Genomic DNA, 13,097 nt, shown 5'->3' on the forward strand with positions numbered 1-13,097 from the left:
CTCAGTTCAGCGAAGGCGAGTACAACGCCAGCCTTCGTTCACCAGTGGTTCGAAGCGCAGGTGAGTTCGACACCGGATGCGCCTGCTGCCTTCTTAGGCGAGCGTCGAATGAGTTATGGCCAGCTCAACACCCGCGCCAATCGGCTTGCACGGCTGTTGCAGTCACAGGGCGTTGGGCCTGGTGCCCGGGTCGCGGTGTGGATGAATCGCAGCCCCGAATGCTTGGCCGCTTTGCTGGCGGTCATGAAGGCCGGGGCAGCTTATGTACCGATCGACCTGAGCCTTCCGATCCGACGTGTCCAATACATCTTGCAGGACAGCCAAGCCCGGCTCGTACTGGTCGATGAGGAAGGGCAAGGCCGCCTGGGCGAACTTGAGCTGAGCGCGATGACTGCCGTCGATGTCTGCGGCACTCTGGACGGCGAGGAGGCGAATCTGGACCTGCCTTGCGATCCGGCGCAGCCGGTTTATTGCATCTATACCTCCGGCTCCACAGGTAGCCCCAAGGGCGTGCTGGTACGGCACAGCGGGTTGGCTAACTACGTGGCCTGGGCTAAGCGGCAATACGTTACGGCTGACACGACGAGTTTCGCCTTTTACTCCTCGCTGTCGTTCGATCTGACCGTCACCTCGATCTACGTGCCCCTGGTGGCTGGCCTGTGTGTGCATGTGTACCCGGAGCAGGGCGACGACGTGCCGGTAATCAACCGCGTGCTGGACGACAACCAAGTAGACGTGATCAAGCTGACACCCTCGCACATGCTGATGCTGCGCAACGCGGCACTGGCGACGTCGCGGCTGAAGACGCTGATCGTGGGTGGCGAGGACCTGAAAGCGGCGTTGGCGTACGACATCCATCAGCGGTTCCGCCGCGATGTGGCGATCTACAACGAATACGGTCCTACCGAAACCGTAGTGGGGTGCGCGATCCATCGTTACGATCCGGCGACCGAACGCGAAGGCTCGGTGCCGATCGGTGTGCCGATCGATCACACCAGCCTTCACCTGCTCGATGAGCGTCTGCAGCCGGTCGCACCGGGCGAGGTCGGCCAGATCCACATCGGTGGCGCGGGCGTGGCCATCGGCTATGTGAACAAGCCGGAGATCACCGATGCGCAATTCATTGACAATCCCTTCGAAGGCGGCGGCCGGCTTTACGCCAGTGGCGACCTAGGACGCATGCGTGCCGACGGTAAGCTTGAATTCCTTGGCCGCAAGGATTCGCAGATCAAGCTGCGCGGCTACCGCATCGAACTGGGCGAGATAGAGAACGTGCTGCTTGGCCACGCAGCCTTGCGCGAATGCATCGTGAATACCACCGTGGCGCCGCGCCGCGACTATGACAGCAAGAGCTTGCGCTATTGCGCGCGTTGCGGTATCGCTTCAAATTTCCCCAATACCAGCTTCGACGAGCACGGTGTCTGCAACCATTGCCACGCCTACGATAAATACCGGAACGTGGTCGAGGATTATTTCCGGACCGAAGATGAGCTACGTACTATCTTCGAGCAGGTCAAGGCGCACAACAGGCCCCGCTACGACTGCCTGGTGGCTTTCAGCGGCGGCAAGGACAGCACCTATGCGCTATGCCGCGTAGTGGACATGGGCCTGCGCGTGTTGGCGTACACCCTGGACAATGGCTACATCTCCGACGAGGCCAAGGCAAACGTCGACCGCGTCGTGCGCGAGCTGGGGGTGGACCATCGCTATCTGGGTACTCCACACATGAACGCCATCTTCGTGGACAGCCTGAATCGCCACAGCAACGTCTGCAACGGCTGCTTCAAGACCATCTATACGCTGGGTATCAACCTGGCGCACGAAGTGGGCGTAAGCGACATTGTAATGGGCCTGTCCAAAGGACAGCTGTTCGAGACGCGCCTGTCGGAGCTGTTTCGCGCCAGCACCTTCGACAACCAGGTATTTGAGAAGAACCTGATGGAGGCGCGCAAGATCTACCATCGCATCGACGACGCGGCGGCCCGCCTGCTGGACACCTCTTGCGTGCGCAACGATCGCTTGCTCGAAAGTACGCGTTTCATCGACTTCTACCGCTACTGCAGTGTCAGCCGCAAGGACATGTATCGCTATATCGCCGAGCGCGTAGGCTGGAGCCGTCCGGCTGACACCGGCCGCTCGACTAACTGCCTGCTCAACGATGTGGGCATCTACATGCATAAGAAGCAACGTGGCTATCACAACTATTCGTTGCCCTACAGTTGGGACGTGCGGGTAGGCCATATCCCAAGGGAAGACGCGATGCGCGAGCTGGAGGACACCGACGATATAGACGAGGCCAAGGTACTGGGCCTGCTCAAGCAGATCGGCTATGACTCAAGCCTGATCGATACCCAGGCGGGCGATGCGCAGCTGATCGCCTACTACGTGGCGGCGGAGGAACTGGATCCGGTGGCGTTGCGCAATTTTGCTGCTGCGATCTTGCCCGAGTACATGCTGCCTTCGTATTTCGTGCGGCTGGACCGAATGCCGTTGACGCCGAATGGCAAGGTGAACCGCAGAGCATTGCCGAGGCCGGAGTTGAAGAAGAACGCCAGCGAGGCGCATACCGAGCCGAGCAGTGCGCTAGAGCAGGAACTGGTGCAAATCTGGAAAGAGGTGCTGATGGTCGACAAGGTCGGCGTCAGGGACAACTTTTTCGAGCTGGGCGGCCACTCGCTGAGCGCGCTGATGTTGCTCTACAGCATAGCCGAGCGCTACCAGAAGATGGTCAGCATCCAGGCATTCTCGGTTAATCCGACCATCGAAGGTCTGTCGGAGCATCTGGTCGCATAGAAAGGGCAAGGACCTCAGCGCTGTCCTCTGCATGGTGCGGCGTTGGGATTCGCACGCCATTCAATATGATTGTCATCACTTATCGTGAGTACGCTAATCATAGGGCAGGGCGCCGACACAGGAGGCATTCACGGCGCTGCCGACGCACTTGTGCCGCCGGCGAACGCCCGACTGTGGAGCGCATCCGTGCCCACCTAGGCACTGGGTCTCCGAACACCGTGGTGCGCTGGCTGGATACATGGTGGCAAGGCTTGGGAGATCGAATCGCCAACGTGCCTGAAGCAGTCTCCGCACTGGTAGGGCAGTGGTGGACGCTAGCTTTGGATCATGCGCGAAGCCATGCCGGTGAGGCCATCGCTGCTGAGCGCACAGCCCTCCAAGATGCACGCAGCAGCTTGGAGGGCGACCGCCATGGCTGCAGGCCGAGCTCGCTCAGCTACGGGGTGAGACCGAAGCTGCCCACCAAACGGAACAGCTCGCGACGACCCGAGCTATTGAGCTGGAGCGCCTGGTCGAGCAACTCCAACGCCAGATTAATGAGATGGAGCGGCAGCGTGACACGGCGGTGAAGCGCATCACCGAGGCTGAGGAGGCACGGGAGGTGCTCCGGAGGCAGTGGTAACAACTCCAGGAAACAGCGAGGACCGAACGTGAAAATTTGATCCGTCACGTGCAAGCCACGGAAGACCGGGCCCATGCGGAAGTCGATCGCGCTCGGCAGGAAACGAGAGCGGCTCAGCTTGAACTGGCAACGCTTCGGAAAGAGGCTGCTACGCTCGAGCGCAAACAGATCGAGACAATCGAACGTGCGTAAGCCCAACAACAAGGGGTCGCCGACATAGAGCAGCCGCCGCATCCGCCTATGACATAAGATACATTATGCGAAATTGGCAGGATCGCAAAACTGCGACTCAGTTGGCTGTGGCTGTGGTTGACATCGTGGCTACCATCCAAAGCACCAAGCGACAAGGAAATCGCAGCATGAGCGACACCTACGATATCGACCGCCGCCCACCGTGCTGGGAAGTCGGCAAACCCTGCCCGAACCACTGCGCCCAGGCACATGCGCGGCACATCATCGACAACCACGTCGAATTGCATGGACCCTGGGCCGGCTGGCGACTTGCCGGCCGCGACCTAGTAGCACCAACGGGCGAGCGAATCCCGGAGCGCCGACTGCGCGGTTTACTGTGGCGCGCAGATGCCATCGACTTGCGCGACAGCGCACGCGCCCGGAATAAGGCCAGAAAAGCGCGTCAGCAGGCCATGGTGAAAGTTGTCGTGGTGGACCTCGCGACCTGGCGGGATCGGCACTTCGGACGCATGGCCGGCTAAAGCGTCTGCGCAGGGGGACGCCCCTGCACCCCGGCCAGTAAGTATACTTCGTCGCGAATCTGGGCAGCATTTGGCATCGACTTCACATTCCAACGAATAATGCGCAGCCCAGCGTCCTTAATAGCTTTGTTTTTATCGTTATCAGCCTTATGTCGTCCCGGACGATCATGGCTTGCATCATCCAGTTCGATGACAGTTAATACAGAAAAATCTTTGTTGCACACAAGGAAATCGGCACTCTTTTGGCTAACCCGATTAAGCCATTGAATGCGTTGATGTCCTTTGCGGACACCCAGGAATCTTGATAGCTGCACCTGAGCTAGAACAATATTTTCAGGAAGCGCCTCAATCAATCTCCAATAAAGAACCTGTTCCGCGTTTGTCAAAACGCGCATGCCGTAAAAAGGCCAATTCAGTTGAGATTCTTTTTTGCGCGTAAGAGTGGAAACAACACCCATCAACAAAAGAACAAAAAAGCACAGTAGAAATATCGTACTCATCCGCGCGCCCCTGAGTGGTGGTGGCAGACGATGATATCTCAACTACATAGCGAGCGTGGTAGAAGGCGTCGCCGTCTCGCTTTTGTATGGCTTGTTCTCAGGGAACGATCCCAATGCCCTAGATTGGTGCGGAATTGATGCGCCACGAAGAGCCGCCGCCGATCCCGTCTGTGTCTCGCTGGCGCTCGTCACAGGCGGGCCGGCAGCGTCGTGTATGCGCTCTGTAGTTTGCACAGACTGTTGGCCGAGTTCGTCACCCACAGGCCAAGACGTCGCGATTATCTCATGATCCTTAGATCGCAGGAGCGCACCGTAGGCTGTGCGGTCCACATACCAACCCAAGGCCCAAAGCTGGGCGGTCGTAAATCTATCCAGAACCTGCCCTCCTCCGGTCGCGCGAAATTCAACAACATCGACAGCACCAAAAGACCCCGCATAACGTGGGCGCGCGGATGCGGCTAGATCAACGATATAGCGGACCCCAGGCGGCAAATCCTTGTTCGTGTCGCGCTGCTTGACTGGACTAATCGGCGTGACCGGAGCAGCAGATTGCCGAGGCTTGACAGATGGCAAAGATGCGCGCTGCTGAGACACTACATGTTTTACATGATTCACCTGCTGCTTCGCAGATTCAGGCAAAGCCGCGCCGGTAAAAAAGCGCAGGATGAAGTAGATGCCGATAACCAACGCGATGATGATCGCAATCGCTGGCTTTTTGGCAGTCTGCCAAATCGTCCTTGAGCCAGTCTTATAAACGGCATTACCATCGGTACCAGGCTGTATGCCGTGATACAGCGGCCATATATCAGGATCGTAATTGCGCTTTTCACTGCCGGTTAATTCAAACTTTCCAGCAACCGATGCGGTATAAAATCGGATGCTGTACGCATCATCTTTTCCGAGAGCATCTAGCTTGGTGTATACATTCTTGCGCTGCATGCGTCGAATAACTGAACGATGCACCTCTTTAAAATCTTGCGTCATTAAGACCACATCTAGACCTATGTGTCCATGCTTCGCAAAAAAATCGGCGTTTGCCTTCGGGATCGGCGCGCGACCAGTCGGCCAATATTCGTGGACCTCATCAACGACGACCAGCGCGCCCTTATGCAGGTGCGGAAAATCAAGTGATCCATCAGGCTGAGTGTCACAGACAAGCCACGCATGTACCTGATCGTCATCAATTACGATAAGCAAATCGCGCACATCATCGACAGGCATGCCCAGGTATGCGGCTATCTTATCGTGGTCCAGGCCATTAATGCGCGCATATATACGGCGCTTTGCTTTGATCGCTTCGACAATATCATACTTTACAGTTTCGTAGCTTTTTCCGCTACGTGGCTGCCCCTCTTTTCCGACGATCATAGTATTAGGTCCACTGGAATAGTGTTAAAACAATGCGCGTGAGTCGAAATATCAATGCAGCCGATAAGATTACAAATGATTCCGCCAGATGGAACGTTACAATTGCCCATTGCGCCCATGGGCCAGCATTTCCGAGTATCGAACAGACAGTGAGATTAGACAGGAAATCCAGGGCTGGAAGCGCGTAAAGTATGACGCGCACCAAATCCAGAACTGTGCTGACAACAAACACGACAAGGTCGTGCATGAAATCTACGAACGCCTTCCAGATCGCGGCTATTTGGTCTGATAGCCAGTTTGTGATATCGCTGACAGGACCGGCAAAAGCATCACCCGCATATACAAAAATCAAGATTGCGATAATTATTATTATAACCTTACGATTTTTCATAGAAGCGCCCATCTGAATCCAACAGCGGACATAGCCGCGAGGAATACGTATCCCGCAAATCCCATGAGCGACCCTAGCGTACCGGAACAAAACTGGGATAAGTCGAATTTCCCCGCATACTGCCCACCGTCCCATGTCTCATTAGGACACTGACCGCCACCCGAACAGCCACCTAGAAATGAAGTGGCCGACTGGAATATCGGCGCACCCTGAATCTGAGACTTGAAATCGGCAAACACACTATCAACTGTTTTACCATTCGGCTTATATAAATCGCCAACGCCCTTCCCCGCCGGATCATTGCCATCGCCCTTATCGTCGCCATTTCCATCTCCTTTTCCATTGCCGTTTCCACTTCCTCCATTATCGCTTCCATCTCCTTTACCGCCACCCCCGGATCCATTAGATGTCCACGTATCCACGTTGTAATTATTCGTACTTCCTCCAGATGATGATGAGCTAGTTCCCTGCCCTGACTGTTGCCAATTACCGCCATCGGATGGTTTTGTATCCGGAGGAACTATATTTGCACCAAAAGGTGACTTTGTAGCGCCATCATTGCCATCAACTTTTGCACCAGTCTCATTTGGAGCCCAGCAGAATTTTTTGCCAGACGAAGATACCGCACATTGGTGCCCGTCCGGTGTTACACATTGCGTTAAACTCCCCTGTTTTACACAATCGTCTTTTTTGAGGATGCCTCCATCATTATCTACATCATTACTCATCGTGCAACTCGCGCCCGTTGGAGACGACCCCGCCATCGAATAGTAAGTGAGGCCACCCGCTGTTTGCTTATCAGCGCTAGCAGCAGGCCCATACGCACAAGTATTCTGACAAGACCCACCATTGCCGCCAGAAGAAGACCATCCACTATTTAATGCAGGTTGAGACGCGCATCCTTCGGAATAGTAACGCCACGTCGCCCTTTCGTCATCAACATATAAATCCACCTCATTTGATCCGTTATTTTTTATTGTGTAGTGATGCGTACCCCAAACCGCAGGAGGATATGCCGTATTAACATAAGAAATAATTTGATCGTATGCCTGAGATACGGTGCAGGGGTCCCCCATATCGTTACAGTATACAGCATAAGCCGATTGAGAAATAATTGCTAAATTTAATATTATTAATAATAAAAAATTGCGCAGTATTTTACGCATATTATTGGCTCGCTTCATTCATACCAAGCACCGCCCCATGGGCAGCAAGCCCACCCAAGAACGCAAACACCATACAGACCAACATGGCTCAATCCTCATTCCGATATTGATATTTATATTCTGCATCCGAATCCACATCATCATCATCTGCATCGTTTTCATAATCTTGGAAATCTGATTCTGCGGAATCCGTGAAAAATGACGATACTTTTTCAGACATCCAACGCGCAAAATCCGGAACTGACGCCAAAGCACCAGCCCCAACAATGGCAGAGACCGCAGCCAGGAAAGAGAGGCCGACAAACACCTGACTGTAGTCAAACATTACAGTGATCCTCAATAATCAATTATTGCATTGCATTCCGGACAAAATAAATCACCATCCGGTAGCTCGATTAGATCGTCACAGAAACACTCTGGACAAAATTCGTCTTCTTCATTATCGATAAGTTCATCAACGATTTTGTCTGGAATTCTCACGGACTCTCCAAAAAGATCGGGGAGGCATCGCCTCCCCTACCCCATTGCCGCCTGCCGATTAACGGAAGAACGTCGCCACCTTGTTCGTCATCCATCGCGCGAAACCCGGCGCCGCTTTCAGTGCGCCAGCGCCGATGATTGCCGCAACGCCGCTAGTAACGGCGAGACCTGTTAAAATGCTGCTGAAATCCATGGTGCATCCTCTTTAATTGAGTGTGTGCGGTGGTCAATCGCGTTCTGTAGAGACCATTTTCACGACAGCGCCGACCACGTACCCAACAACGTTTAGTGCAAGCACAAGGCCGAACGCCGCCGTAAACCAGCTACTGACAATCTCAGGCTTTGGCCATGCAAAGATGTCAGCAATAACCTGCATCTGCGCATGCTCAGCAGACGACACCAAAACGTACCCAGTACACTGTTCAACAGGCTGACCCGTTTGCGTGAGTGTGCCGTCAGCATTGAGCGTTACGCAGATCGCCATAACTTACCCCTCGCAGATCGTCATAACTTACCCCTTTGACTGAGCAGCAGGCCGCGCAGCCTCACGAATTAGTTTGATACGACGACCAAATTCAAGGCCACCGAACTTGTTCAGTTGCAAGCTGGACGGATCAATCTCGTAAAATCCCTCTTGATATGGTGGCTGATCGTCATCCAGCGTGAGAGGGAATGGGAGTGGGAAATCATCCGGACGAATCACCGCCGCTTTCTGTTCGCGAAAGTGCATGGCCGCCCTACCCTCTTTTGCGGGAAACGAACGCACGTTGATAACGCTACTCATAATTTGAATTCTCATACTGGTACCACCTTCCAAGCGATTGTCCGGCCGAAAATAAAGGAGACTTTCCAGGGGGACGGCCAGAAAACCCCCGTGAGCCTGTCGAACCATCCGCCTTTGGTCTTGCGGATATCCGCGTCACCGCCGAGCGATTCGCGCGCTTCGCACGGTGCTTTCCACCAGCGCAGTTCGCGCCGGGATTCTTCGTTGAGTCCACCGATTCCGCTGGTACGGAACCCCTTCGGGAACGCTGCTGCCGTGGCGCTGGTGAACTTACTTGCATACTTGGCGAGATAGCCCACGCAATTGCGTGCCTTCTCGATCTGTGAACTACCGTGCGGCCACCATCCGCGCTGATCGACTTTGCCGAAGTACATGCCGCGCGGAACCCACACCATCACGTGGTAGTGCGGCCGCAATCGCTTCGTGAGTTCTCCGACCCATACATAACGGAACACCTCACCCTGCCACCGGACGGCCCTAGCGACAGTTCGATTGAAGTGGCCGCGCATCCGTCTAAGTAGTTCGCTAACGTCACGAGGGCGGCTGTTGCTTCCGTCACGGTAGGTGAGCGTGAGGAAATACCACGCGCCACGGCGCGAACCTTTTTTCGCTTCCTGGTCATGCAGGCGTGCTCCGGTAATCACGGACTTTCGCAGCCGCTGCGCCCGCGCCAACTGCGGGTCAATTTCTATGGAGACGCGGCCAAACGCCTGCGTTCCACTTGTTGAGTAATGGACAAGCCCAAGGGCGGCCGCTTCGCGGCCACCCTCTCCTGCGGCGACATATGCGGCCAATGACGCACCTACGGCGCGCTTTTGGCGCGCGAGGTTTTGCGACGCAAGTTCAGTGCGCCGCGATGCAGCCCGCATCTGCCCGATGGAGGCATCAAATGCGATTATCTCTGATGCAGGTTGGCTAGATACCTGAATCGGAAGTTGTGCATCAAACGGCACGCATGCAATACACAAACCACCCGGATGAAAATGCGAAGTTGGATCACCACAAAATGCACACGTAGTGCGCCTCTGAGAAACGGTTTCCAAGTGGGTGTGTGACGGGTATGCCGATGACGGCACCGCAGGAGGGATGACGCTAAGGCAGATATCTTCCGTGCGCGGGTGATGCGTTGCCCGTAGGGGCTGCGCCCCTACACCCCAATCAAGCTGCACAGGAGACTCAGACATTATGATGTCCAGATGCACGACGACGCGATGCACGCATGCGCATCCGGATCAACCGCAGCAGCTTGTTACCACCTAGGCGGTAGATGCAAAGCAGCATCAGGCCCGCAAAGAATAACGTCGCAGATGCAGGCTGATGCGATTGCGCAAGGAAATACATGGACACTAGGAGAGTGATGTACCAGCGGATCACTGATGTACCCCCCAAGACTTTTCGATTGCATCAACAAGGCGATCTAACTCGGCGACTTTACGACGAGCACGCCTTGCAGTTTGTAGCATCACAAATGCACGATAATCCGCATACCAACGAAGGACACGACGATGACGCAGCCAAGAGATAATCCTGATGATGCCAGCCACAGATAACGCACCGGCAATCGTCAATAAGGAACCGAGAATGAAGTAACTCATAATTAAAAAGGGCGCGTTATGCGCCCTTCCCCTTCGCCAGCTTTACAACAGTATCCGGCTCTAAAGGCAGTTGGTCGCCAGATGCTGGCTTTGCTGGCTTGAGTTTCTGTGCTGCGAAGCATGCGGCCAGAATCAAACGTGAGACCTTGGACTCTCCGAGCTCTGCGAACTCTAATGCGGCACGCTGCAACTCAACGATGCGCGGCTGGATTGCTTTATGTTGATCGAGATTCATGCGGCCACCTCTACAGCGCGGACACGGAAATCACGAGCAACATCATCGCGCTTGAAACCACGCGCAACCATTGCATCAATACGATCATGTTTACGAATAACAGCCGATTTACGATCCTGAAAGAGATCGAGCGTCATCCACATGTGGCCCATGAGCGGGCGGTACTGCACTTGATAGCTAGACATGGTGTAACCCCGTTACCCCTACCCGTGAACCCAGACACCCTCGGGGGTGCGAGGGGCTGGGTGGACGCCATATGGCGTCCATTAGGAATGTACACTAATAGGCGTCCACATGGAATCCTTTTGGCGTCCAATATGCACATAAATACACTTGTCGAACTATGCGTTCAGCGTGCAGTCAGGAAGAGCGTGCGCGGACTTGCCGAGCAACTGGGTATAGGCCACAGCGTGATGAACGACTGGCGGCGCGGATTAAAACCAGTCCCAGATGAGCGCATAAGGCAACTCGCGAAATTCGCAGGCCAGGACCCAGGCGTGTGGCTATTGCTCATCCACTCAGAACAGGATGAAGGCGACCTCGGCAGAGAATGGGCGAAGCTTTACAAGCGACTGGCGAGCGCCACGATTGCACTGCTTATCTGCATCGGAACCGCCCTGCCCGATCACGCGAAAGCTTCGCAAATTCATGCACTTGCGAGTTCGTCGAACGATACATTATGCGAAATTGGCAGGATGGCGGCAGATCGCGAAACTGCGACTCCGTTGGCTGTGGCTGTGGTTGACATCGTGGCTACCATCCAAGGCACCAAGCGACAAGGAAATCGCCGCATGAACGACACCTACGACATCGACCGCCGACCGCCGTGTTGGGAAGCCGGCAAGCCGTGCCCGAACCACTGTGCTCAGGCGCATGCGCGGCACATCATCGACAACCACGTCGAATTGCATGGACCTTGGGCCGGCTGGCGACTTGCTGGCCGAGACCTCGTGGCACCAACAGGCGAACGGATACCCGAACGCAGGCTACGCGGTCTGCTGTGGCGTGCAGATGCCACCGACTTGCGCGACACCGCCCGCGCCCGGAACAAGGCCAGAAAAGCGCGTCAGCAGTCGATGGTGAAAGTTGTTGTCGTGGACCTCGCGACGTGGCGGGATCGGCACTTCGGACGCATGGCCTGCTAAAGCGTCTGCGCAGGGGTACGCCCCTGCACCCCTTCCGGTGAGTATATTTCATCGCGAATCTGGGTAGCATTTGGCATCGACTTCACATGCCAACGAATAATGCGCAGTCCAGCGTCCGTAATAGCTTTCGTTTTATCGGCATCTGCCTTATACCGACCCGGGCGATCATGACTTGCATCATCCAGTTCAATGACAGTTAACACAGAAAAATCTTTGTTGCACACAATAAAATCTGCGCTCTTTTGATTGACTCGATTAAGCCATTGAATGCGCCCATTCCCTTTACGAACACCTAGAAATCTTGATAGTTGAACCTGAGCTAGAACAATATTTTCAGGGAGCGCCTCAATTAATCGCCAATAAAGAATCTGTTCCGAATTTGTCAAAGCCCGCATGCTGTAAAAAGGCCAATGCAATTGCGCGTTTTGTTTCAATTTATTTTTTTACCAGCAAGACCCATCAACAACAAAAGAACAAAAAAGCACAGCACAAATAACATGCTCATCTGCCTACCCCTAAGCCGCGGTCGCAGATGATGATATATCAATAGGAGAGACAGCGCCCCTACACCCTTACATTGCGAGCGTGGTAGTCGGCGTGGCAGTCTCGCTTTTGTATGGCTTGTTCTCCGGGAACGACCCCAAAGCCCTGGATTGGCGCGGAATTGATGCGCCACGAAGAGCCGCCGCCGATCCCGTCTGTGTCTCGCTGGCGCTCGTCACAGGCGGGCCGGCAGCGTCGTGTATGCGCTGTTTGTACGTCGCACTTACGCGTGGCGCGAAGACGGTCACGATTGTGAGCCTAAAAACGGTATTGCCTGGCTGATATCGCCGGGCGACGGCGCGATCTCCGACGTCGATCGGGGAACGGTATGGGGACCGCTCATTCGCGCCTGGGCAGATCGGAGAGCCAAGGCACGCTGATTTCCTTGTAACGCATTGAAAGTAAGAGTGAATCGGCTTCCTACTTATCAAAATTACACGTATCTCGGCTCAACCCCACATACATCCTTGACCTGGCGACCGCCCTCCACCTGCTTCAGCGTGGCGACGATCTGGCTCTCGGTGAACTTGCTCTTGCGCATCGTTGGTCTCCTCGGTGGCTAGTGTGCACGGAGACCTCTAGCTATGGCTGGATCAATTTTACGGGAGGCTGACAATTTTTGGCCGTGTCGATAACGATTCCCTGCCGACCCTCAATGACACCGGTCGAGTACCGCAACCAACACGCCGAAAGCTCTACTTTTAGTGCCTGCTTGACGGTGGAGCTTACGCAGGATCAACCCACATGGGCGCAGATCCCGCG

General features: G+C 55.0%; 17 protein-coding genes and 2 pseudogenes. 4 read left to right on the forward strand and 15 right to left on the reverse strand.

Features of this window, described 5'->3' with window-relative positions:
* Positions 1-60 precede the first annotated feature (60 nt).
* A complete protein-coding gene (locus tag XaFJ1_RS07310; protein WP_268988888.1) occupies positions 61-2,793 on the forward strand; it encodes an amino acid adenylation domain-containing protein in 2,733 nt (910 codons plus the stop codon).
* Positions 2,794-2,858: 65 nt separating this feature from the next.
* Positions 2,859-3,143, forward strand: a pseudogene (locus tag XaFJ1_RS16495) (DNA-binding protein); the annotation flags it as partial.
* A gap of 86 nt (positions 3,144-3,229) precedes the next feature.
* On the opposite strand, the gene XaFJ1_RS16125 reads toward XaFJ1_RS16495, so the two are convergent.
* Complete coding sequence (locus tag XaFJ1_RS16125; protein WP_045756852.1) at positions 3,230-3,649, reverse strand: hypothetical protein; 420 nt, start codon at positions 3,647-3,649, stop codon at positions 3,230-3,232.
* A gap of 125 nt (positions 3,650-3,774) precedes the next feature.
* Between XaFJ1_RS16125 and XaFJ1_RS15800 the strand changes: the two genes are divergently transcribed.
* Positions 3,775-4,128 carry a hypothetical protein gene (locus XaFJ1_RS15800; RefSeq protein ID WP_162596416.1) on the forward strand — a complete coding sequence of 118 codons (354 nt, stop codon included), beginning with the start codon at positions 3,775-3,777 and terminating at the stop codon, positions 4,126-4,128.
* Here the strand turns inward: XaFJ1_RS15800 and XaFJ1_RS07320 are convergent.
* The 12 genes from XaFJ1_RS07320 to XaFJ1_RS07375 all read right to left on the reverse strand — a co-directional run bounded on the left by XaFJ1_RS07320 (position 4,125) and on the right by XaFJ1_RS07375 (position 10,832).
* Complete coding sequence (locus XaFJ1_RS07320; RefSeq protein ID WP_161525144.1) at positions 4,125-4,628, reverse strand: DUF2726 domain-containing protein; 504 nt, start codon at positions 4,626-4,628, stop codon at positions 4,125-4,127. The genes XaFJ1_RS15800 and XaFJ1_RS07320 overlap by 4 nt on opposite strands.
* 42 nt (positions 4,629-4,670) lie before the next feature.
* Positions 4,671-5,996, reverse strand: a complete 1,326-nt coding sequence (locus tag XaFJ1_RS07325; RefSeq protein WP_161525147.1) for a zonular occludens toxin domain-containing protein — start codon at positions 5,994-5,996, stop codon at positions 4,671-4,673.
* A 4-nt stretch (positions 5,997-6,000) separates the two neighbouring features.
* The gene (locus XaFJ1_RS07330) at positions 6,001-6,387 is read right to left on the reverse strand and encodes a hypothetical protein (RefSeq protein WP_045761270.1); all 387 of its coding nucleotides are present in this window, start codon (positions 6,385-6,387) and stop codon (positions 6,001-6,003) included.
* Complete coding sequence (locus tag XaFJ1_RS07335; RefSeq protein ID WP_161525149.1) at positions 6,384-7,553, reverse strand: hypothetical protein; 1,170 nt, start codon at positions 7,551-7,553, stop codon at positions 6,384-6,386. The genes XaFJ1_RS07330 and XaFJ1_RS07335 overlap by 4 nt, the downstream gene beginning before the upstream one ends.
* A gap of 88 nt (positions 7,554-7,641) precedes the next feature.
* Positions 7,642-7,878 (reverse strand): hypothetical protein, encoded by a 237-nt coding sequence (locus XaFJ1_RS07340; protein ID WP_155393541.1) that lies wholly within the window; start codon positions 7,876-7,878, stop codon positions 7,642-7,644.
* 213 nt (positions 7,879-8,091) lie between these two features.
* Complete coding sequence (locus XaFJ1_RS07345; protein ID WP_161525151.1) at positions 8,092-8,226, reverse strand: capsid protein; 135 nt, start codon at positions 8,224-8,226, stop codon at positions 8,092-8,094.
* 33 nt (positions 8,227-8,259) lie between these two features.
* A complete protein-coding gene (locus tag XaFJ1_RS07350; protein WP_161525153.1) occupies positions 8,260-8,517 on the reverse strand; it encodes a hypothetical protein in 258 nt (85 codons plus the stop codon).
* A gap of 27 nt (positions 8,518-8,544) precedes the next feature.
* Entirely contained in the window at positions 8,545-8,817 is a 273-nt protein-coding gene (locus XaFJ1_RS07355; RefSeq protein WP_238988319.1) for a G5P family DNA-binding protein, read from the reverse strand.
* A gap of 11 nt (positions 8,818-8,828) precedes the next feature.
* Entirely contained in the window at positions 8,829-9,746 is a 918-nt protein-coding gene (locus XaFJ1_RS07360) for a rolling circle replication-associated protein (RefSeq protein ID WP_425509573.1), read from the reverse strand.
* A 441-nt stretch (positions 9,747-10,187) separates the two neighbouring features.
* Positions 10,188-10,412, reverse strand: a complete 225-nt coding sequence (locus XaFJ1_RS07365; RefSeq protein WP_161525158.1) for a hypothetical protein — start codon at positions 10,410-10,412, stop codon at positions 10,188-10,190.
* A 16-nt stretch (positions 10,413-10,428) separates the two neighbouring features.
* Positions 10,429-10,647, reverse strand: coding sequence for a hypothetical protein (locus tag XaFJ1_RS07370; protein ID WP_161525160.1), 219 nt, complete (start codon positions 10,645-10,647; stop codon positions 10,429-10,431).
* Positions 10,644-10,832, reverse strand: coding sequence for a hypothetical protein (locus XaFJ1_RS07375; RefSeq protein ID WP_161525163.1), 189 nt, complete (start codon positions 10,830-10,832; stop codon positions 10,644-10,646). The genes XaFJ1_RS07370 and XaFJ1_RS07375 overlap by 4 nt, the downstream gene beginning before the upstream one ends.
* Before the next feature lie 186 nt (positions 10,833-11,018).
* Here XaFJ1_RS07375 and XaFJ1_RS16130 point away from each other — a divergent pair, with 186 nt between their 5' ends.
* Entirely contained in the window at positions 11,019-11,792 is a 774-nt protein-coding gene (locus XaFJ1_RS16130; protein ID WP_238988320.1) for a DUF3693 domain-containing protein, read from the forward strand.
* On the opposite strand, the gene XaFJ1_RS07385 is transcribed toward XaFJ1_RS16130, so the two are convergent.
* Both XaFJ1_RS07385 and XaFJ1_RS16435 read right to left on the reverse strand, forming a co-directional pair.
* Entirely contained in the window at positions 11,789-12,226 is a 438-nt protein-coding gene (locus XaFJ1_RS07385) for a DUF2726 domain-containing protein (RefSeq protein WP_012916054.1), read from the reverse strand. The genes XaFJ1_RS16130 and XaFJ1_RS07385 overlap by 4 nt on opposite strands.
* A gap of 566 nt (positions 12,227-12,792) precedes the next feature.
* A pseudogene (locus XaFJ1_RS16435) lies at positions 12,793-12,876 on the reverse strand (transposase); the annotation flags it as partial.
* Positions 12,877-13,097 lie beyond the last annotated feature (221 nt).

The organism is Xanthomonas albilineans (assembly GCF_009931595.1).
In the GTDB taxonomy this organism is placed as follows: domain Bacteria; phylum Pseudomonadota; class Gammaproteobacteria; order Xanthomonadales; family Xanthomonadaceae; genus Xanthomonas_A; species Xanthomonas_A albilineans.